Here is a 19,901-nt window from a genome sequence, read left to right on the forward strand (position 1 = left end):
GCGCCGGACCTCAGCCGGTGTTCTGCAGGCCGGCCGCGACCCCGTTGACGGTGAGCAGCAGCAGGTGCTGGAGCTCGTCCTTGACAGGGCCCTCCGCGCCGGAGCGCAGGCCGCGCAGCGCGCGGACCTGGAGCAGCGAGAGCGCGTCGACGTACGGGCTGCGGAGCTGGACCGCACGGCCCAGCACGCGCCGGCCGGCGAGCGGCCACGCGTTCTCCGTCACCGCGAGGACCTGCTCGCGCGTGAGGCGCAGCTCGTCGAGGATCGCCTGCGCGAGGTCGTCGCGGTCCCCGAGCGCGAGGTACCGCTCGGCGATGCGCTCGTCCGTCTTGGCGAGCGACATCTCGACGTTGTCCAGCAGCGTCGCGAAGAGCGGCCACTCGCGGTGCGCCTCGCGCAGCAGCTCGAGGTCGCCGAAGTCGCGCAGCGCCGTGCCGAGCCCGTACCAGCCCGCGAGGTTGATGCGCGCCTGCGACCAGGAGAACACCCACGGGATCGCGCGCAGGTCGTCGAGCGACGAGACCGACAGGCCGCGACGTGCCGGGCGGGAGCCGATCGGCAGGAGGCCGACCTCCTCGAGCGGGGTCACCTGCGAGAACCACTGGGGGAACCCGTCCGCGCGCACGAGCTCGTGGAACCGGCGGCGCGACGACTCGTCGAGCGCGGCCGCGAGGTCGCGGTAGCGCTCGGTCGCCTCGGCGTTGCGCTTCTCCGTCGACGGCGCCGACGCGAGCAGCGTCGCCGCGGCGACCTGCTCGATGTGGCGCGACGCGATCGTCGGGTCGCCGTAGCGCGCGAGGATGACCTCGCCCTGCTCGGTGAGCTTGAAGCGGCCGTCGACCGAGCCCGGGGGCTGGGCGAGCACGGCACGGTTCGCCGGGCCGCCGCCGCGGCCGAGGGCACCGCCGCGGCCGTGGAACAGCGTGAGCGTGATGTCGTGGCGCTCGGCCCACTGCGCGATGCGGCTCTGCGCGTCGTGCAGGGCGAGGGTCGCGGACACCGGGCCGACGTCCTTCGACGAGTCCGAGTAGCCGAGCATGACCTCGACGCGGCGCCCGTTCTCGGCGAGCCGACGCTGCACCTGCGGCAGCGTGAGCATGGACTCGAGGATGTCGACGCTCGCCCGGAGGTCGGCGAAAGTCTCGAACAGCGGGATCGCGTCGACCACGGGCGCCTCGTCGGAGCCCTCGAACGCGAGCTCCGCGAGCTCGTACACCGCCGCCAGGTGCTCCGGCTTCTGCGTGAACGACACGATGTAGCGGCGCGCGGCACGGATGCCGTAGCGCTGCTGGACCGCGCCGAGCGCGCGGAACGTGTCGAGCACCTCGCGCGTGCGGTCGGAGAGGTCGCCGTGCAGGCCCTTCTCCGCGATCTCGGCGAGCGCCCCCTCGTGGACCTGGGAGTGCTGACGCACCTCGAGCTCCGCGAGGTGGAACCCGAACGTCTCGACCTGCCACACGAGCTGCTGCAGGTCCCCGTACGCCGCGCGGGGCGCGCCCGCCGCGACGAGCGACTCCTGGACGACCCGCAGGTCGGACTCGAGCTGCTCCGCGTTCGGGTAGGCGAGGTCGGCGTTGCGGGCCCGCGTCGCGGCGATGCGGTCGGCGACGACGAGCAGGACCGCACGGTGCGGCTCGCGCGGCGACGCCTCCGACGCGGCGACGGTGACCGCCTCCGAGAGCCGGCGCTGGCGCTCCCACAGGGCGCGCAGGCCGTCCGACGGCGGCGTGCCGTCCTGGTCGAGCGTGAGCTTGCGCCCGACGGCGCGCGCCTGCTGCTCGAGCGCCGCGAGCGCGTGGTCGGCGGCGATCGCCGCGGCCTGGCGCGTGACGTCGGCCGTGACGTTCGGGTTGCCGTCGCGGTCACCGCCGATCCACGTGCCCAGGCTGACGAACGGCCGCACGAGCGGCTCCTCGCGCCCCGCCTCGTCGCCCAGCAGCCAGTCGTCCAGGCGGCGGTAGACGGTGGGGAACGTGTCGAACATCGTCGCGTCGAACACGCCGAGCGCCGTCTTCACCTCGTCGAGGACCGACGGCTTGTGCTCGCGGATGGGGGCGGTGCGCCACATCGTGTCGATCTCGGCGAGGAGACGACGCTCGTTCTCCGCGAGCGACGTGCCGCCGAGGCGCTGCGCGTCCCGCTCGTCGAGGAGCGTCGCGATGCGCCGCACCGCGCCGGAGACCGCACGACGGCGCGCCTCCGTGGGGTGCGCGGTGAGCACGGGGCGGAACTCGAGGCGACGCAGCCGACGCAGCGCCTCCTCGCGCCCGACCTCGCCGACGAGCTGCTCGAACGCCTCGGGCAGCGAGTCGTCCGGCGTCGTGGCGCGGGTCGCGAACTCCGCCTCGCGCTCGCGCAGGACGCGCACGCGGTGGTACTCCTCCGCGAGGTTCGCGAGGTGGAAGTAGCACGTGAAGGCCCGGGCGACCTGCTCGGCGCGCGCCATGGACAGGCCCTCGACGAGCGCCTCGGCCTCGGCGAGCACCGCGCCCGACCGGTCGTCGTACGCGCGGATCGAGAGCTCGCGGAGCCGCTCGACGTCGTCGAGCAGGTCCTGGCCGCCCGTCTCGCGCAGCACGGTGCCCAGCAGGCCGCCGAGGAGGCGGACGTCGTCGCGCAGCGGGCCCGGGACGTCGTGGCGCGCGAGGCCGCGCCCGGCGTGCCCGGTGTCGTCGGGGAGGTCGGAGACGTCGGCGGAGACCCGGTCGGGGCCGTCGGCAGCACCCGGGGACGGGGACAGTTCCGAAGGGGAGAGGTCGTTCACGGTGACGAGAGTATTCCTTGACCGTCAGGGGACGTCGAGACGTCCGAGGGGTGATCGCTGGTCGAGCACGGGTCGGCCCGGGGTCGTGAGGCCGCGGCCCGGGCACGCCGCAGGAGGTCAGCGGCGCGCGCCGACCCGTACCGCGTCGAACGGCGCGTTCGACGCCACGCGGTCCTCGATGGAGGCGGTGACGACGTCCTTGGCGACGCGCGCGGCGTCGAGCACCGAGGCGCCCTTCGCAAGCTCCGCGGTGATCGCGGCGGCGAACGTGCAGCCGGCCCCGCTCACGCGCTCCTCGCCGATCTTCGGGGTGCGCAGCACGTGCACCTCGTCGCCGTCGACCAGGACGTCGACCGCGTCGGGGCCGGGCAGCTCGACGCCCCCCTTCGCGACGACGGCGCGCGGGCCGAGCGCCTGGACCTTGCGCGCCGCCTCGACGAGCTCCTCGACGGTCTCGATCGACTCGACGCCCGCGAGCGTGCGCGTCTCGAAGAGGTTGGGCGTGACGACGGTCGCGAGCGGGAGGACCTGCGCGCGCAGCGCCGTGTCGGTGTCGAGGGCGGCACCGGGCTCCTGGCCCTTGCAGATGAGGACCGGGTCGAGCACGACGTGCTCCCACGTGCGCGAGCGCAGCGACTCGGCGACGACGTCGATCGTCGCGGGCGTGCCGAGCATGCCGATCTTCACGACCGAGGGCTCGTGCGTGACCGTCGCCGCCTCGAACTGGTCGGCGATCACCTGCGGGTCCACGGGGACGAAGCGGTGGCCCCAGTCGTTCTTCGGGTCGAACGAGACGATGCACGTGAGCGTGCCGACGCCGTAGGCGCCGAGCTCCTGGAACGTCTTCAGGTCGGCCTGGATGCCGGCGCCGCCGGTGGCCTCGGAACCGGCGATGACGTAGGCGAGCGGAGGCGTGTGCGAGTCGTGGTGCGACATGGTGCTCCTCGGCACGAGTAGGACGGGGCCCGTCCTCCCGGTGGTGCCGGGAGAGGCGGGCGGACGCGCCGGCGGACCGGCGTCTCCGCGGCGGGTGCGGCACGACAGCCTAACGCCGTACCGCGGCGCTCACGCCGTCCCGCCGCCTCGCGGCCGCCGCGGCCCGAGCCCGCCCGGGCCGCGCGCGGCCCTCCCGTGCCCGCGCACGAGCAGCGTCCCGAGGCCGAGCAGGAGGGCGGCGAGCGCAGCCAGGCCGGCGGTCGTGGCGAGGGCGTACGAGGGCCCCGCGGACGGCCCCGGGGCGGCCGGGTGCGAGCCCGGCACCGCACCGGCGGGCGCCTCCCCCGGGCCCGACGGCGGGAGGCCGGGACCGGGGCCGGGGCCGGGGCCGGGAGGAGGCGTCGCTCCGAGCAGCAGACGGACCGTCGCGGCCGCGACGTCGTTCTCCGGGACGGTGTCCGGGGCGTCGTGCGCGACCCGCGCCGTGACGACGAGGTCCGTGCCCGGCGCCCCGGTGGCGGTGCCCGTGAGGCGGTACGTCACCGCGGCGCCGGGCGGCAGGTCGCCGACGACGCACGTGAGGACCGTCGCCGCCACGACGGCGAGCGCGGCGGTGGCCGCCGGCGTGCAGCGCACCTCGGCGGTCGTGCCCGCCGGGCCGCCGTTGCGCACGACGGCGTCGAGCTGCACGCGCTCGCCCGGTCTCGCCTGGCCCGACGGCGGGGAGAGCATCACGGACACGTCCGTCGACGGCGGCGCGGTCGCGGTCCCGCACGCCCGGTCGTCGTTGTCGTCCGCGACCGGCAACCAGGGCACCATCTACCCTGCGTTTTCATGACCACCCGAACCGTCGAGCAGTTCGCCCTCCAGTCGGCCTCCGACGGCAACGACGTGCGCGTCACCACCGACGGAGCGCAGATCCACCGCTGGGACGACAGGCAGTACGCCCCGCCGATCGTCCTGGACGTCGACGACGAGGACCTGAACCGCTTCCTCGACGCGGTCGCCGACGACGTCGAGGTGCTCTGGCCCGGACGAGAGCCTCGTTGGGCGGGCTTCGCTCTCCTGATGACTCACATCGACGAACTGCTCCGCATGCGCGAGACACCACCCGCCCGGCTGGGGTTCGACGAAGCAGGGCAGCTCAGAGCGCACTAGCCGTCCAGAGGCGGCTGACGACCCTCGACACGACGCGGTCGGGGACGCGTGTAGGTGCCCGGCTCGCGCCGTCTCTGATGCGAGGCGGCCGTAACTCTGTCGCAGAGCCCGGCGTGGACGGAGTGGAGGCGTCCGCGCTGGGCTCACCCCAGTCCGGGGACGGTCAGCGCCAGGGGGGCAGGGCACAACCCGACGCCGTTGAAGTCGTCATCGCCGTCGTCGATGTCAGCGTCGATCGTCACGGCACCAGAGGAGGCGCCGCTGTCTCAGGTCGGGCGGTGCGATGCGGACGAGCCGGTCTGTACGCCGGGTTCTGTTCCCGCGCGAGGTCACCCTCGCGCGGGCGACGGTCATCCATCTAGGCCCTGCGTCGCCGCAGGGCTCGAGCGGTCTACCCGACTGTGCTTCTCCGTGGAGAATCGGGCGGGCAGCCCTCAGACACAGTCTGTCTGACCTTGCTCCAGGTGGGGTTTACCGAGCCGGACCGGTCACCCGGTCCGCTGGTGGTCTCTTACACCACCGTTTCACCCTTACCGCACCGGTCGGGGCCGGAGCCCTTCCCGACGCGGCGGTCTGTTCTCTGTGGCACTGTCCCGCGGGTCACCCCGGGTGGGCATTACCCACCACCTTGCCCTTCGGAGCCCGGACGTTCCTCGGCGGGAGGCACGAGGCCTCCCGACGCGACCGTCCGACCGACTCGTCCGCGCCAGCAAGGCTACCGCTCCCGGGCGGCTCGGCGGACCAGCGACCGGCCCGCCGGCGGGTCATGGCCCGTAAGATGGCCCGCCCCCCTCGAAGCCTGCTCCCGGAGGTCTGTCGTGCCCGCCACCGCCGAACCGTCCGCCCCCGACGCCCCGAGCGCGGCACCCGCCACCGACACGTCGGCCGAGCTCGCCCGGGAGCAGGAGTTCTTCGCCGACGCCCGCAGGCAGCTCGCCCGCATGCGCGAGCGGGCCGGGTCGCTCGACGCGCTCGCGGGAGACCGGGTCAGCGCCGAGTACCTCGAGGCGGCGCTCGCCCGTCGTCTCGCCCAGCTCGCCGACGACCCCGACGTCCCGCTCTTCTTCGGACGCATCGACCTCGACGGCACCGGCCACGAGCCCGCCGAGGTCTTCCACATCGGCCGCCGCCACGTCTCGGACCCCGAGGGCGACCCGCTCGTCGTCGACTGGCGCGCCCCGGTGAGCACGCCCTTCTACCGCGCCACCCGCACCGAGCCGATGGGGGTCGCCGTCCGTCGCCGCTACGGCTTCCAGCGCGGCGTCCTCACCGGCTTCGAGGACGAGTCGCTCACCGCCCCGGGTGCGGGCGCGGAGTCCTCCGCGATCCTCGAGGCCGAGATCGAGCGGCCCCGTACCGGGCCGATGCGCGACATCGTCGCCACCATCCAGCCCGAGCAGGACGTCATCGTGCGCAGCGGGATCGACCGGACCGTCGTCGTGCAGGGCGCGCCCGGCACCGGCAAGACCGCCGTCGGGCTGCACCGCGCCGCGTACCTGCTGTACTCCCACCGCGAGCGGGTGAGCCGCGCCGGGATGACCGTCGTCGGGCCCAACGCGAGCTTCCTGCGGTACATCCGCGACGTGCTGCCCGCCCTCGGCGAGGTCGACGCGACCCAGACCACCGTCGAGCAGATCGTCACGGCGCACGGCCGCCTGCGCGGCACGGAGCCCGCGGACGTCGCGCGGCTCAAGGGCGACGTGCGCATGGCCGAGGTCCTCCGCCGCGCGGTGTGGTCGCACCTCGTCGAGCCGTCCGAGGCGCTCGTGCTGCCCCGCGGTGCGCGCCGCTGGCGCGTCGCCGCGCACGAGGCCCGCGAGTGCGTGGCGCAGGTGGTCGGCCGGGAGCCGCGCTTCGACGCCGGTCGCGACCACCTGCGGCACGCGCTCGCGCACCGGATCCTCGTGCAGATCGAGGAGTCGGGCGAGGCGCTCGACGAGCGGGCGTGGGACGCGCTCGCGCGCACCCGCCCGGTCCGGGACTACACCGCCGCGGTGTGGCCGAAGGTCACGCCGACGGCGCTGCTGCACCGGCTCCTCGTCGACCCCGCGTTCCTCGCCGCGAGCGCCGACGGCGTCCTCACCCCGGCCGAGCAGGAGCTGCTGCGCCCGGCCCGACCGTCCCGGACACCGGGCACGGCCCGCTGGACGCTGGCCGACCTCGTCCTGCTCGACGAGGTCGCGGACCTGCTGGCCCGCGGCGCGTCGGTCGCGCACGTCGTGGTGGACGAGGCGCAGGACCTGTCGCCGATGATGCTGCGCGCTCTCGGGCGCCGGGCGCGTACCGGCTCGCTGACGGTGCTGGGCGACCTGGCCCAGGCGACGACGCCGTGGGGGGTCTCCTCGTGGACCGACGCGCTGACGCACCTCGGCAAGCCCGACGGCCACGTGGAGCAGCTCACCGCCGGCTTCCGCGTCCCCGGCGACGTCATCGAGTACGCGGCCCGCCTGCTCCCCTCGATCGCGCCGGACCTCGACCCGCCGGTCGCCGTCCGCCGGGCGCGGGGCGAGCTCGTCCTCACCACCGGGCCGCTCGTGGACCTGGTCCGCACGGCGCTCGCCCGGGAGGGGTCGGTCGGGCTGATCGTGCCCGACGCCGGCACGGACGCCGCGCGCGCGGCGCTCGCCGCGGCGGGCCTCGCCTTCGCGGTCGTCGGCGAGGCGTCGGACGACGACGGCGCGGTCGAGTTCGACGCGCGCCTCGACCTCGTGCCCGCGTCGCTCGCGAAGGGGCTGGAGTTCGACCACGTCGTGCTGGACGACCCGGAGGGCGTCGTCCGGGGCGAGCCCGACCGGGTCACGGGGCTGCGACGGCTGTACGTCTGCCTGACCCGCGCGGTGACGTCGCTCGCCGTCCGCCACCGGGACGACCTGCCCGCGGAGCTCCGCCGCCCGTGACGGGCGCCCCGGCGGTGGGGCGGACGCGCCGGGACCGTCGTGTCGGAACTCCTCGGTAGGGTGCCCGGGTGGCCACAGCGACTGCGACCGACCCCGCGCTCGACGTGCTCCGGCGAGTCTTCGGGTACGACGCGTTCCGGGGTGAGCAGGCGGCCGTCATCGACACCGTCGTCAACGGCGGCGACGCCCTGGTGCTCATGCCGACCGGCGGGGGCAAGTCGCTGTGCTACCAGATCCCCGCCCTGGTCCGTCCAGGGACCGGCGTCGTGGTCTCCCCGCTCATCGCCCTCATGCAGGACCAGGTGGACGCCCTCGCGGCGCTCGGCGTCCGCGCCGCGTTCCTCAACTCCACGCTGTCCTCGGAGGACCGCCGCGCCGTGGAGCGCGCGCTCGTGGCGGGTGAGCTCGACCTGCTCTACGTGGCGCCGGAGGGGCTCCGCAGCCGCGCCACCCTCGACCTGCTCGACAGGACGCCGATCGCGCTGTTCGCGATCGACGAGGCGCACTGCGTCTCCCAGTGGGGCCACGACTTCCGGCCGGACTACCTCGAGCTGTCGGTGCTGCACCAGCGCTGGCCGTCCGTCCCGCGCATCGCGCTGACCGCGACGGCGACGGCTGCGACGCGCGCCGAGATCGCCCTGCGCCTCGACCTGGAGGGCGCGCGGCACTTCGTCTCCAGCTTCGACCGCCCCAACATCACCTACCGGATCGTGCCCAAGGACCGGCCCGAGAAGCAGCTGCTCGACCTGCTGCGGACCGAGCACGCCGGGGAGGCCGGGATCGTCTACTGCCTCTCGCGCGCGTCGGTCGAGAGGACCGCCGCGACGCTCGTCGAGAACGGGATCCAGGCGCTGCCCTACCACGCGGGGCTCCCCGCGTCGGTGCGCGCCGCGAACCAGTCCCGGTTCCTGCGCGAGGACGGCGTGGTCATGGTCGCGACGATCGCCTTCGGCATGGGCATCGACAAGCCCGACGTCCGGTTCGTCGCCCACCTCGACCTGCCCAAGTCCGTCGAGGGGTACTACCAGGAGACGGGACGCGCGGGGCGCGACGGGCTGCCGTCCACCGCCTGGCTGGCCTACGGCCTCGCCGACGTCGTGCAGCAGCGCAAGCTCATCGAGACGTCCGACGGCGACGCCGCGCACCGGCGCAACCTGGGCCGGCACCTGGACGCGATGCTCGCCCTCTGCGAGACCGTGGAGTGCCGCCGCGCCCAGCTCCTCGCCTACTTCGGCCAGGAGCACGCGGGGGCCTGCGGGTCGTGCGACACGTGCCTCGCCCCGCCCGAGGCCTGGGACGGGACGGTCGCCGCGCAGAAGGTGCTCTCGACGGTGTTCCGCCTGGACCGCGAGCGCGGGCAGCGCTTCGGCGTCGGGCAGGTCGTCGACATCCTCCTCGGCCGGGACACGGAGAAGGTCCGACGGTTCCGGCACCAGGAGCTGTCGGTGTTCGGGGTCGGGGACGACCTGTCCGAGAACGAGTGGCGGGCCGTGGTGCGCCAGCTCCTCGCCCAGGGGCTGCTCACCGTCGAGGGCGCGCACGGGACGCTCGTGCTCACCGCGGCGAGCGGGGAGGTCCTGGCCCGGCGCCGCGAGGTCCGGATGCGGCACGAGCCGGCTCGTCCGGTGCGTGCGGCGAAGGGACGGAAGGCGGCCGCCGCCGCCGAGCTGGCCGAGGCGGACGTCCCGCTGTTCGAGGCGCTGCGCGCCTGGCGGGCGGGCGAGGCGAAGACCCAGGGCGTGCCCGCGTACATCGTGTTCGGGGATGCGACGCTCCGCGGGATCGCGACCGCCCGGCCCGGCTCGCTCGAGCGGCTCGCGCTGGTGAGCGGCGTCGGCGAGAACAAGCTCGCCCGGTACGGCGACGCGGTGCTGGCCGTCGTCGCCGAGGCAGGCTGAGCGGCCCCGCACGGGGCTCGGACCGCCCCCGCCGCGCGAGGCAGGGGACGCGCGAGTCAGACGTCGACGCGGTACGACAGCGCGAGCTCGTCGCCGCCGACCCCGCGGATGCCCCAGTTCTCGCGCGGGCTCTCCAGGATCACGAGCTCCACGTCGTCCGCGGTCAGGCCCAGGGCTGGCACGACGTCGTCGTACAGCGCCGCGACCAGCGCGCGCTTGGCCTCGCGCGTGCGGCCCGTGAAGCAGACGACCTCGACGACCAGGTACGCGTCCGAGCGCGGGGCGACCAGGTCGTCGTCGTCCAGGAGCAGGAAGCGGTGGAACCGCTTGTCCGGCGGGAGCTGCCACGCGCGCACGAGCGCGTCGTGCAGCGCGTCGGACACCTCCGTCCGCCGCGCGCCCCACACGCTGCGCCGTCCGTAGATCTTCACCTGGGCCATCGGGCGAGCGTAGCCGTGACGCACCCCACGCCGTCGGCCCCGGTCACCCGCGGCGGCGACGTCGCGCGCGCTCGTAGAGTGACCCGGTGCTCGTGCTGCTCCCCCCGTCCGAGGGCAAGACCCCCGCGCCCGACGGCGCCCCGCCCGTCGACCTCGACACCCTGACCTCCCCCGCGCTCACCGCGCACCGCGTGTCGGTCCTCGACGCGCTCGCCGCCGCGAGCGCCCGGCCGGACGCCCACGAGGTCCTGGGCACGACGCCGGGGCTCGCCGAGGAGGTGCGACGCAACACCGTGCTGCGCTCGGCCCCGGCCGGTCCGGCAGCCGACGTGTACACGGGCGTGCTGTACGGCGCCGCGGACCTCGCGGGGGCGCTCGCCGCGGGCGGGGAGCCCGCGCGTCGGGCCCGCGAGGACGTGCGCGTCGTGTCGGGGTTGTGGGGCGCGCTCTCCCCTGCCGACCGGGTCCCGGCGTACCGGCTCTCCATGGCGGTGGACCTGCCGGGCGTCGGGAAGCTCGCCACGGCGTGGCGGCCCCACCTCGCCCCCGTGCTCGACGAGCGGGCCGCGGGCGACGTCGTCGTCGACTGCCGGTCCGCGACGTACGTGGGCGCGTGGAAGCCGCGGACATCGGGCCCGCGGGCGGCCGAGTGGGTCGCGGTGCGGGTCGTGCGCGAGCACGCCGGGAAGCGGACCGTCGTCTCGCACAACGCCAAGCACACGCGCGGCGTGCTCGCCGGGCACCTCGTGCGCCGGGAGGCGGCGGCGCCGTCGTCCGCGGCCGGGCTGCAGGACGCCGCGCGCGAGCTCGTCGGCACGGTGATCGGGACCGAGGTCGGCTCGGGCCTCACCTACCGGCTGATCGAGGCGACCCTGCACGACGCCACGACGCGCAGCGGCCCGCGGACGCTCGAGCTCGTCATCGCCTGAGCGGTCCAGGCGAGCGGTCCGGGCGAGCGGTCCGGCGCGGTTGTCGGCCCGGGCCGGCGCCGCGTGCCACTGCGCCGGGACGGGCAGGGGTCCACAGTGGACCGATGGCCGTCAGCCAGGACCTCGCCGACCGCGTCCGCGCGGTGCTGGCGCCCCGCGCCCCGTTCGAGGAGCGGACGATGTTCGGCGGCCTCGCGTTCCTCGTCGACGGGCGCATGGCGGTCGCGATCACCGGCGACGCCCTCATGGTGCGGGTCGGGACGGGCGGACGCACCGCCGCCCTGGAGCGCGGCGCCCGGCCGATGACGATGGGCACCCGCACGATGGCGGGGTGGGTCGTCGTCGACGGTCCGCGCCTGGCGGACACGCGCGAGCTCGACGCCTGGGTGGAGACCGGTCTCCAGGTCGCCCGCACCGCGCGTCCGAGGCCGCCGAGGTAGAGGCCTGGTCACGACCATGCCTCTACCTCGCGCTACCAGGCCTCTACCTCGCGCTACCAGGCCTCTACCTCGGCCGGGTCAGAGGTCGCTCGGGACGCCCTGGGCCGTGAGCTCGCTCGTGCCGTCGGCCCACAGCCGCAGGATGCTCACCGACGCCGGAGGGACGCGGATCCGCGACCACTGCTCGGGCGGCGCGTCCACGGCCGTCCCGATCGCGGCCCGCACCTGGACGGCGTGGCCCACGACGACGACGGTGCGGCCCGCGGGTCCGGCACCCGGCAGCATGGTGTCGACGAGGTCGCACAGCCCCTGCCGGACGCGCACGCCGACGTCGGCGGCGGACTCGCCGCGCGGGGCCGGCGTCGTCCCGGTCGTGTACCAGGCGGGCAGGAGGCCGGGCCACCCGGCGTCCACCTCCGCGGCCGTGAGCCCCTCCCACGCGCCGAAGTCCACCTCGGCGAACCGGTCGTCCGTCGTCACGGGCACCCCGAGGCGGCGGCCGACGGCGCGCGCGGTCTCCTGGGCCCGGACCATGGGCGAGGAGACGACGGCCGACGGGCGCGGCAGGTCGGGCCACGCCTGACGACCGATCCGGAACACCAGGTCCGCTGCCTGCGCGGCCTGGGTCCGGCCGCGCGCGGTGAGCGACGGCCCCGGGACCGACGAGCCGCTGAACGCGCCCGCGACGGTGAGCGGCGTCTGGCCGTGGCGCACGAGCACGACCGTGAGCGCGGGCGCGTCGTCGAACCGGACGGTGGCGCCCGACGGCCGAGCGGGCGTGTCGAGCGCCGCGCCCTCGGGGACGGCGGGGAGGGTCGCCCCGTCCACGGGGACGGGCGCGGTCTCGGCCGCGGGGTCGGCTGCTGCACCCGAGGACGGGTCCGCGGGGTCGTGGTCGCGCACGACGGTCCCGCGGGTGTCCATCGCCTCGTTGGCCAGGGCGTCGGCCGCCGCGTTCTGCGCGCGCGGCACCCACTCGTAGGTGACCTGCGCGGCGGGGAGCACCGCCGCGGCCTCGGCCGCCAGGCGGCGCATGTCGTCGTGCTTGATCTGCCAGCGCCCCGACATCTGCTCGACGACGAGCCGCGAGTCCATCCGGACCGTCACGCGCGCGTCCGGGTCGATCTCCGCGGCGGCGCGCAGCCCGGCGACGAGGCCCGAGTACTCGGCGACGTTGTTCGTCGTCGTGCCGAGGTAGGCGGCCCGCTCGGCGAGCACCTGGCCGGTCGCGGCGTCGCGCACGAGCGCCCCGAAACCCGCGGGCCCCGGGTTGCCGCGCGAGCCGCCGTCGGCCTCGACGACGAGCTGCCGACCGCTGGTGCCGCTCACGCGCCGGCGCCCTCCGGCCGCACCACGATGTGGCCGTAGTCCTCGAGCCGCACCACCTGGTCGGGCGCGGCCGACGTGATCGCCGCGAGCTCGGCCGGGCTCAGCGAGACGTTGAGCCCGTCGACGTGCTGGCCGCGCAGCGCGACGACGCCGCGGCCGCCGTTCTGGTCGCGGACGCGCTCGTAGAGCGCGAGCAGGCCCGCGTCGAGACCGGCGACGGCGTCCGTGCGCCGCCCCGCGACCTGCGCGGCCTCGGCGTCGAGCTCGGCGTACCGGGCGTCGCGCGCGGCCACGACCTCGGCCTTGGCGGACTCGAGCTCGGCGTGCGCCGACTCGAGCTTCGCGAGGGCCTCCTCGTGCGCCTCGAGGCGCTCCATGACGTCGAGCTCGACCTCCTCGAGGACGCCCTGCCGGCGCGCGAGCGACTCGAGCTCGGCGACGAGCGCCTGAGCGTCCTTCGCCCCGACCTGGCCGGAGTCCAGGCGGGACTGGTCGCGCGCGGCGCGCGTCCGCACCTGCTCGACGTCGCCCTCGGCCTTGGTCAGCTCGCGCCGGAGGTCGCTCACCGCGGTCCGCGACTCCACGAGCTTGCCGCGCAGGTCCTCGAGCTGGGCGTCGAGCTCGGCGATGCGCGCGTGCTCCGGCAGGTTCTTGCGCTGGTGCGCGAGCTGCTGGGCACGCGTGTCGAGCTCCTGGACGTCGAGCAGGCGGAGCTGGTCGGCGGGCGGTGCAGTGGCCACGGATGGTTCCTTTCGTGGGCCCCGGACGGGGCCGGCGTGCGGGTCGGTGGGGACGGGTGGGGGTCGACGTGCGGCGGGGGTCAGCCCTGCGCGGTCTCGCGGGGCGGTCCGGCGTCGGCTGCGGGGTCGGCGGGTGCGGACGGGAACCGCGCCGTCCACGGGTCGGTGACGAGCGTGCTGACCCGCGTCTCCACGGCCGCGCCGGAGCGCGCGAGGACGCGCACGAGGTCCTCGGCAGCGTAGCGGAGCCACGGCCACTCCGAGGCGTAGTGCGGCACGTCGACGAGGAACGGCGTCCCCGCCTCGCCGCCGTCGAGCCGAGCGCGCTCGCGCAGCTCGGACACGGGGTGGTGGCGCAGGTCGGAGGTGAGGTAGACGTCGGCCCCGCTCGCGCGCACGGCGTCGAACAGCGAGTCGCCGGACCCGCCCACCACCGCGACCGACTCCACGCGCGCGTCGAGGTCGCCCGCCACGCGGACGCCCTGCACCGTCGGAGGCAGCACCTGCGCGACGCGCTGCGCGAACGCACGCAACGTCGTAGGCTCCGCGAGCCTGCCCACCCGGCCGGTGCCGGTGCGGGCCGCCTCGTGCGGTGACGGCGCGGCGTGCGGCACGAGGGGGACGCGGTGCAGCAGGTCGAGCGCGTCGGCGAGGGCGTCCGCGACCCCGCGCTGCGCGGCGTCGGCGTTCGTGTGCGCGACGTACAGCGCGCAGCCGCCCCGGATGAGGCGGTGCACGAGCGAGCCCTTGAAGGTCGTCGCGGCGACGGAGTGCACCGGCCGCAGGAACAGCGGGTGGTGCGTGACGAGCAGGTCGGCGCCCCACGCGAGTGCCTCGTCCGCGACCTCCTCGACGGGGTCGACGGCGAGCAGCACCTTGCGCACCGGCGCGTCCGGGTCGCCGGCGACGAGCCCGACGGCGTCCCAGTCCTCCGCCGTCGACGGCGGGTACAGCTCGTCCAGCGTCCGCACGACGCGGCCGAGCGTCGGGTGCCCCGCGCCCTCGGCCGCCGGGTCCGCAGGAGACGTGTCGGTGCTCGGGTCGGGCGCGGCGGTCATGGCGGCAGGCTATCCCGGGCGGGCCGCCGGACGCCGCTCGCCATGGTTTGATGGATTGCGCAAGCCATCATCCCGTTGCCCGGAGGACCCGTGCCCCGCCCACCCCGACCCGACGACGGCGCCCCCGGCACCGACGAGACCGCTCCCCTCTACCGCATCAAGGCCGAGCTCTTCCGGTGCCTCGCGCACCCCACGCGGATCCAGGTGCTCGAGGTCCTCGCCGCCGACGCCGACCACACCGCGCCCGTCTCCGTGCTGCTCGACGTCACCGGGTGCGAGGCGTCCCAGCTCTCCCAGCACCTCGCGGTGCTGCGCCGGGCAGGCGTCGTCACCTCGACGCGCAGCGGGAACGCCGTCGAGTACCGCCTCGCCGAGCCGCTCGTCGCCGAGCTGCTCGTCGTCGCGCGGGCGTTCCTCCTGTCGAACCTCGCCGGCGCGTCCGACCAGTTCGAGGCCGCGCGGCGGCTCCCGGCCCTGCCCGGCGCGACCGCGCGCGCGGTGCTCGACGCGACCACGGCGTCGTCCCCCTCGGCATGAACCGCCTCGCCGCCGTCCGCGACCTGCTGCCCCGCCGCTCCGACTACGACCTGCGCCCCCGGACCCTGCGCGCCGACCTCCTCGCCGGCGTCACCGTGGGCGTCGTCGCGCTCCCGCTCGCGCTCGCGTTCGGCGTCAGCTCCGGCGTCGGGGCCGCCGCCGGGCTCGTCACCGCCGTCGTCGCCGGCGTCGTCGCGGCGGTCCTCGGCGGGTCGAACCACCAGGTGTCCGGACCGACCGGGGCGATGGCGGTCGTCCTCGCGCCCGTCGTCGTCGCGCACGGCCCCGGCTCCGTGGCGCTCGTCACCGTCCTCGCCGGGCTCGTGGTCCTCGTCGCCGGGCTCGCCCGGCTCGGCCGGGTCGTCACGTACATCCCGTGGCCGGTCGTCGAGGGGTTCACGCTCGGGATCGCGTGCATCATCTTCCTCCAGCAGGTCCCGGCCGCGGTCGGCGTCGAGGTCGCGCCCGGCCACAACACCCTCGTGTCCGCGGTGGAGGCCGTGCGCGCGGCCGTCACCGACGTCCCCGCCGCCCCGGTGCTGTGGACGCTCGGCTGCGTCGCGCTCGTCGCCGCGACCATGGTGCTGCTCCCCCGGCTCCACGCGGGGATCCCCGCGTCGCTCGTCGCGGTCGTGCTCGCCACCGTCCTCGTCGAGGTGCTCGGCGCGCCCGTCCCGCGCATCGGCGCGCTGCCGTCGTCGCTGCCCGCGCCCGTCCTGCCGTCGGTCACGCCCGGCGCGCTGCGCGACCTCGGCGGCGCCGCGCTCGCCATCGCCGCGCTCGCCGCGATCGAGTCCCTGCTGTCCGCGCGCGTCGCAGCGACCATGGTCCAGTCCGGGCCGGGCGGCGGATCCGTCTACCAGCCCGACCGGGAGCTCGTCGGCCAGGGCGCCGCCTCCGTCGCCAGCGGCCTCTTCGGCGGCATGCCCGCCACGGGGGCCATCGCCCGCACCGCGGTCAACGTGCGCTCAGGCGCCCGGACGCGGCTCTCCGCCGTCGTGCACGCGGTCGTGATCCTCGCGGTCATGTACCTCGCCACCGGCCCGGTCTCGCGGATCCCGCTCGCCGCGCTCGCCGGCGTCCTCATGGTGACGAGCTTCCGGATGATCGGCGGTCGCACGATCCGCTCCGTCGTCGGCGCCGGGCGCTCCAGCGCGGCGACCTTCGCCGTGACCGCCGTCGTCACCGTCGCGTTCGACCTCGTGCAGGCCATCGAGATCGGCATCCTCGTCGCCGCGTTCTTCGCGCTGCGGACCGTCGCCCGCGCCTCCGGGGTCCACCGCGAGCCGCTGCCCGGCCCCGCCGAGCCGGGCGACGAGCACGTCGCGCTCTTCCGGCTCGAGGGGTCCATGTTCTTCGGCGCCGCCGACCGCGTGCTCGCCGAGGTGAACGACGCCTCGGCGCACGAGGACGTCGCGGTCGTCGTCCTGCGGCTCTCCCAGCTCCGCATGGTCGACGCGACCGGGGCGAAGGCCCTCGGCGGGCTCATCGAGGGCCTCGAGGCGCGCGGCGTGACCGTCCTCGTCAAGGGCGTCCAGGACCGGCACCGCGCGCTGCTCACGAACGTCGGCGCGCTCGCCGAGCTCCGGCACGAGAACCACCTGTTCGACACGCTCGACGCCGCCGTCGAGCACGCGCGCTCCCACGTGCGCCGCGCGGCCACCGGCACCGACGTCCCGCAGGTGCGCGGTCTGCGACCCGCGACGTGAGTGCCTAGCCTGGAGCCGTGCACGAGTACGTGCGAGCCCTGCCGCCGGCGCTGCCGCCCGGCGTCGTGTCGATGGTCGGCTACCGCCTGCGGACCGCGACGACGGACGGGACACCGTCCGTCCACCGCGGCCTGCCGTCGCCGTGGCTCACGCTCGTCCTGAGCACCGCGGGCGCCGTGCCGACGGCGGTCGGGCCGGACGACGCCCCGGTGGGCTACCCCTCGCTCGTCGGCGGTCTGCACACGCGGCCCGCCTACATCCACCAGCCGCCCGAGCAGGCGGGCGTGCAGCTCGCCCTCGACCCCCTCGCGTGCCGCGAGCTGCTCGGTGTCCGGGCCGGCGACCTCGGGCTCGTCGAGGACGCGGACGCGGTGCTCGGGCCCGTCGCCGAGCGGTTGCGCGAGCAGGTGGCCGAGGCGGGCTCGTGGCCCGCGGCGTTCGACGTCGTGCGGGCGGCGCTCACACAGCCCGGGGCCGTCGCGCCGGGTGGCTCCGTCGCCCGGCGCGACGGCGTGCGGCCCGACGTCGCGGAGGCATGGCGGGTGCTCGTGCGCACGCACGGGCGCGCCCGGGTCCGGGACGTGGCCCGCCACGTAGCGCTGGGCGAACGCCGCCTGGAGACGCTGTTCCGGGCGGAGCTCGGGGTCTCGCCGCGCGCGGCGCGCGGGCTCGCGCGGTTCGACGCCGCCCGTCGTGCGGTGCAGCGCCTCGCCCTCGGCCGCGGGCCCCGCACGCTCGCGGACGTCGCCGCGAGCGCCGGGTACGCCGACCACTCCCACCTCGTGCGCGACTTCCGGCGGTTCGCCGGCACGACCCCGACCGGGTGGGTCCGGGAGGAGGTCGGGAACATCCAAGCCGGCGGCCACACCGACGGCCCAGCCTGGGACCATGAGCATCCACGAGAGCACCCGGGACACCGCTGACCACACCCCCGCCGTCGACGCGGCCGGGACGCCGACCGGGGCACCGCGCCCCCAGGTCTGGCCCACCCTCCAGGCGCGCGACGCCCGCGCGCTCGTCGCGTTCCTCACCGACGTCGTCGGGTTCGTCGCGACGGCCGTCATGGCGGGCGACGACCGCGACGTCGCGCACGCCCAGCTCGACTGGCCGCACGGCGGCGGGATCATGCTCGGCAGCCACTCCCCCGAGCGGGAGTGGTCGCGCGAGCCGGGCACGTGCGGCACGTACGCCGTCGTGCCCGACGACGCCGCGATCGAGGCGCTCGACGCCCGGCTGCGCGAGCGCGTGCCGGGTACCGGCGGTCGCGTCGTCGTGCCGCTGCGGGACACGGATTACGGGAGCCGCGAGCTCGTGCTCCAGGACCCCGAGGGGAACCTCTGGTCCTTCGGCACGTACCGCGGGGAGCCGCGGCGGTGACGACGCCGGGCGTCCTGCCCGCCGCGTCTCACTTCGCCTCGGCGTAGTGGTCGACGACCGCGACGGTGAGCGGGAAGTCGACCGGGAAGTCGCCGAACAGCAGGCGTCCGGCCTCGGCCGCCGCGGCGCGGACCTCGTGCGCGACCGTCTCGGCGAGCTCGGCCGGCGCGTGCACGACGACCTCGTCGTGCAGGAAGAAGACGAGGTGCGCCCGGTCGGCGAACGGGGCGGGCGCCGCCCCGGGGGTCGCGGCGAGGGGCAGGTCCCACAGCCGCCGCCGGATCGACGCGAGCCAGCACAGCGCCCACTCGGCGGCGGTGCCCTGCACGACGAAGTTGCGCGTGAACCGGCCCCAGGCCCGCGTGTACGACCGGGCCCGCGCCTGCGCGTCGGCCCCGGACGCGGCGTCCTCCGTGGCACCGGCGTCCTCGACCGCGTACGCCCCGTCCTGCGCGGCGTCCCACGACTCGCCGGGGCGCGGGGAGCTGCGGCCGAGGAGCGTCGAGACGACCTCCCCGCGCTCGCCGGCCTGGGCGGCGCGCTCCACGAGGCCGATGGCGTCGGGGAACGCCTTCGCGAGCCGCGGGAGCACGAGCGCGCTGTCGCCGGTCGTGCCGCCGTACATCGCGCCGAGCATCCCCACCTTCGCGTGGTCGCGGGTCGCGACGGCGCCCGACGCGACGATCCCCGCGTACATGTCGCCCCCACGGCCCGCGGCGGCCATGCGCTCGTCGTGCGCGAGCCCGGCGAGCACGCGCGGCTCGAGCTGCGCGGCGTCGGCCACGACGAGCCGCCAGCCCGGGTCCGCGACGACGGCGCGCCGCACCTGCTTCGGGAGCTGCAGCGCTCCCCCGCCGCTCGACGCCCACCGGCCCGTGACGACCCCGCCCACGACGTACTCGGTACGGAACCGGCCGTCGTGCACCCAGGTGTCGAGCCACGCCCAGCCGTTCGCCGTGAGGAGCCGTGCGAGCTTCTTGTACTCCAGCAGCGGCTCGACGACGGGGTGATCCGTGCGCTCGAGCTCGCCCTTGCGCAGGGACCGCACGCCGACGCCCGCGTACTGCAGCGCCTTGAGCAGGTCGGGGTGGGAGTCGGGGTTGAGGGTGGGCGGCGCGTCGAGCGCCGCGCGGATGCGCGCGACGAGCTCCTCCATGCGCGCGGGCCGCTCGCCCGGCCGGGGCCGTGGTCCGAGCTCGCCGCTGAGGATCGCGTCGTGCACGTCGGCGCGCCACGGCACGCCCGCGTGGTGCATCTCGGCGGCGACGAGTGCGCCCGCGGACTCGGCGGCCAGCAGGAGCCGCAGCCGCCCGGCGGCGTCCGACCCGTCCGCGGCGGCGACGGTCGCGAGCTGGTCGCGAAGCTCGGCGACGGGGTCGAGCCGCACGCTCGGGCCGTCCTGCGCACCGAGCTCGAAGAGCCCGACGGGCTGCCGCGGCGCGGACGGGTCGCGCCCGGCCGGCACCGCGGCGAGCGCGTCCCACGGCCCGGGGTCGCGCCGCGCGAACGGCGTGCCCGCGACGAGCCGCGAGCGTCGTAGCAGCACGTGGGACAGGCGCAGGTCGTGCGACCGCTCCACGCGCCGCCCGGCCGTGAGCAGGGGCGGGTACCACCGGTTCGTGTCGTCCCAGGTCTCGCGGACCGGGTCCGGCGGACCGTCCACGACGTGCTCGACCCGGGCCCGTCCCG

General features: G+C 76.1%; 17 protein-coding genes and 1 other RNA gene. 9 read left to right on the forward strand and 9 right to left on the reverse strand.

The genetic code is table 11. The features are described from left to right. Positions 1 to 10 precede the first annotated feature (10 nt). The 3 genes from RSE42_RS11555 to RSE42_RS11565 form a co-directional block, all read right to left on the reverse strand. The gene (locus RSE42_RS11555) at positions 11 to 2,620 is read right to left on the reverse strand and encodes a phosphoenolpyruvate carboxylase (protein WP_228485421.1); all 2,610 of its coding nucleotides are present in this window, start codon (positions 2,618 to 2,620) and stop codon (positions 11 to 13) included. 261 nt (positions 2,621 to 2,881) lie between these two features. Beyond that, complete coding sequence (thiD, locus tag RSE42_RS11560) at positions 2,882 to 3,700, reverse strand: bifunctional hydroxymethylpyrimidine kinase/phosphomethylpyrimidine kinase (RefSeq protein WP_021483778.1); 819 nt, start codon at positions 3,698 to 3,700, stop codon at positions 2,882 to 2,884. Positions 3,701 to 3,829: 129 nt separating this feature from the next. Then, the gene (locus RSE42_RS11565; RefSeq protein WP_216607980.1) at positions 3,830 to 4,519 is read right to left on the reverse strand and encodes a DUF11 domain-containing protein; all 690 of its coding nucleotides are present in this window, start codon (positions 4,517 to 4,519) and stop codon (positions 3,830 to 3,832) included. Between the two features lie 15 nt (positions 4,520 to 4,534). Here RSE42_RS11565 and RSE42_RS11570 point away from each other — a divergent pair, with 15 nt between their 5' ends. Then, complete coding sequence (locus RSE42_RS11570; RefSeq protein ID WP_021482872.1) at positions 4,535 to 4,858, forward strand: hypothetical protein; 324 nt, start codon at positions 4,535 to 4,537, stop codon at positions 4,856 to 4,858. Between the two features lie 286 nt (positions 4,859 to 5,144). On the opposite strand, the gene rnpB is transcribed toward RSE42_RS11570, so the two are convergent. Beyond that, positions 5,145 to 5,558: RNase P RNA component class A (rnpB, locus tag RSE42_RS11575), an RNA gene on the reverse strand. Between the two features lie 118 nt (positions 5,559 to 5,676). On the opposite strand from rnpB, the gene RSE42_RS11580 reads away from it, so the two are divergent. Together RSE42_RS11580 and recQ are read left to right on the forward strand one after the other, a co-directional pair. Further along, positions 5,677 to 7,755 carry a HelD family protein gene (locus RSE42_RS11580; protein WP_415296301.1) on the forward strand — a complete coding sequence of 693 codons (2,079 nt, stop codon included), beginning with the start codon at positions 5,677 to 5,679 and terminating at the stop codon, positions 7,753 to 7,755. A gap of 68 nt (positions 7,756 to 7,823) precedes the next feature. After that, positions 7,824 to 9,653: a DNA helicase RecQ gene (gene recQ, locus RSE42_RS11585; protein WP_415296303.1), complete on the forward strand. Its 1,830-nt coding sequence runs from the start codon at positions 7,824 to 7,826 to the stop codon at positions 9,651 to 9,653. Between the two features lie 56 nt (positions 9,654 to 9,709). Here the strand turns inward: recQ and RSE42_RS11590 are convergent, their stop codons facing one another. Next, positions 9,710 to 10,093, reverse strand: a complete 384-nt coding sequence (locus tag RSE42_RS11590; protein ID WP_415296304.1) for a tautomerase family protein — start codon at positions 10,091 to 10,093, stop codon at positions 9,710 to 9,712. Between the two features lie 86 nt (positions 10,094 to 10,179). On the opposite strand from RSE42_RS11590, the gene RSE42_RS11595 reads away from it, so the two are divergent. Then, on the forward strand, positions 10,180 to 11,022 hold the full coding sequence (locus RSE42_RS11595; protein ID WP_415296306.1) for a YaaA family protein: 843 nt from the start codon (positions 10,180 to 10,182) through the stop codon (positions 11,020 to 11,022). A 104-nt stretch (positions 11,023 to 11,126) separates the two neighbouring features. Beyond that, on the forward strand, positions 11,127 to 11,462 hold the full coding sequence (locus tag RSE42_RS11600) for a TfoX/Sxy family protein (protein WP_076405479.1): 336 nt from the start codon (positions 11,127 to 11,129) through the stop codon (positions 11,460 to 11,462). Between the two features lie 78 nt (positions 11,463 to 11,540). On the opposite strand, the gene RSE42_RS11605 is transcribed toward RSE42_RS11600, so the two are convergent. The 3 genes from RSE42_RS11605 to RSE42_RS11615 all read right to left on the reverse strand — a co-directional run bounded on the left by RSE42_RS11605 (position 11,541) and on the right by RSE42_RS11615 (position 14,589). Then, complete coding sequence (locus RSE42_RS11605) at positions 11,541 to 12,791, reverse strand: bifunctional RNase H/acid phosphatase (RefSeq protein WP_168944408.1); 1,251 nt, start codon at positions 12,789 to 12,791, stop codon at positions 11,541 to 11,543. Beyond that, entirely contained in the window at positions 12,788 to 13,531 is a 744-nt protein-coding gene (locus tag RSE42_RS11610; RefSeq protein WP_034653131.1) for a zinc ribbon domain-containing protein, read from the reverse strand. The genes RSE42_RS11605 and RSE42_RS11610 overlap by 4 nt, the downstream gene beginning before the upstream one ends. 80 nt (positions 13,532 to 13,611) lie before the next feature. Next, positions 13,612 to 14,589 carry a Nif3-like dinuclear metal center hexameric protein gene (locus RSE42_RS11615; RefSeq protein WP_415296308.1) on the reverse strand — a complete coding sequence of 326 codons (978 nt, stop codon included), beginning with the start codon at positions 14,587 to 14,589 and terminating at the stop codon, positions 13,612 to 13,614. Between the two features lie 90 nt (positions 14,590 to 14,679). On the opposite strand from RSE42_RS11615, the gene RSE42_RS11620 reads away from it, so the two are divergent. Genes RSE42_RS11620 through RSE42_RS11635 form a run of 4 tightly spaced genes read left to right on the forward strand, consistent with a single transcriptional unit; the run spans position 14,680 to position 18,212 of the window. Continuing rightward, positions 14,680 to 15,126, forward strand: a complete 447-nt coding sequence (locus RSE42_RS11620) for an ArsR/SmtB family transcription factor (protein WP_415296309.1) — start codon at positions 14,680 to 14,682, stop codon at positions 15,124 to 15,126. Then, positions 15,123 to 16,835 carry a SulP family inorganic anion transporter gene (locus RSE42_RS11625; protein ID WP_415296311.1) on the forward strand — a complete coding sequence of 571 codons (1,713 nt, stop codon included), beginning with the start codon at positions 15,123 to 15,125 and terminating at the stop codon, positions 16,833 to 16,835. Before RSE42_RS11620 ends, RSE42_RS11625 begins: the two co-directional genes overlap by 4 nt. A 17-nt stretch (positions 16,836 to 16,852) precedes the next feature. Next, positions 16,853 to 17,758, forward strand: coding sequence for a helix-turn-helix domain-containing protein (locus tag RSE42_RS11630; RefSeq protein WP_415296313.1), 906 nt, complete (start codon positions 16,853 to 16,855; stop codon positions 17,756 to 17,758). Next, entirely contained in the window at positions 17,724 to 18,212 is a 489-nt protein-coding gene (locus RSE42_RS11635; protein ID WP_354805371.1) for a VOC family protein, read from the forward strand. Before RSE42_RS11630 ends, RSE42_RS11635 begins: the two co-directional genes overlap by 35 nt. 28 nt (positions 18,213 to 18,240) lie before the next feature. On the opposite strand, the gene RSE42_RS11640 is transcribed toward RSE42_RS11635, so the two are convergent. Then, on the reverse strand, positions 18,241 to 19,875 hold the full coding sequence (locus tag RSE42_RS11640; RefSeq protein WP_415298895.1) for a bifunctional 3'-5' exonuclease/DNA polymerase: 1,635 nt from the start codon (positions 19,873 to 19,875) through the stop codon (positions 18,241 to 18,243). Between the last annotated feature and the right edge of the window lie 26 nt (positions 19,876 to 19,901).

Source organism: Cellulosimicrobium sp. SJTW-1 (assembly GCF_047716875.1).
In the GTDB taxonomy this organism is placed as follows: Bacteria; Actinomycetota; Actinomycetes; order Actinomycetales; family Cellulomonadaceae; genus Cellulosimicrobium; species Cellulosimicrobium funkei.

Bases quoted from the DNA above. Each gene is read 5' to 3' on its own strand.
- thiD (WP_021483778.1), bottom strand. From the start codon at position 3,700: ATGTCGCACCACGACTCGCACACGCCTCCGCTCGCCTACGTCATCGCC.
- RSE42_RS11565 (WP_216607980.1), bottom strand. From the start codon at position 4,519: ATGGTGCCCTGGTTGCCGGTCGCGGACGACAACGACGACCGGGCGTGC.
- RSE42_RS11570 (WP_021482872.1), top strand. From the start codon at position 4,535: ATGACCACCCGAACCGTCGAGCAGTTCGCCCTCCAGTCGGCCTCCGAC.
- RSE42_RS11590 (WP_415296304.1), bottom strand. From the start codon at position 10,093: ATGGCCCAGGTGAAGATCTACGGACGGCGCAGCGTGTGGGGCGCGCGG.
- RSE42_RS11600 (WP_076405479.1), top strand. From the start codon at position 11,127: ATGGCCGTCAGCCAGGACCTCGCCGACCGCGTCCGCGCGGTGCTGGCG.
- RSE42_RS11615 (WP_415296308.1), bottom strand. From the start codon at position 14,589: ATGACCGCCGCGCCCGACCCGAGCACCGACACGTCTCCTGCGGACCCG.
- RSE42_RS11625 (WP_415296311.1), top strand. From the start codon at position 15,123: ATGAACCGCCTCGCCGCCGTCCGCGACCTGCTGCCCCGCCGCTCCGAC.
- RSE42_RS11635 (WP_354805371.1), top strand. From the start codon at position 17,724: ATGAGCATCCACGAGAGCACCCGGGACACCGCTGACCACACCCCCGCC.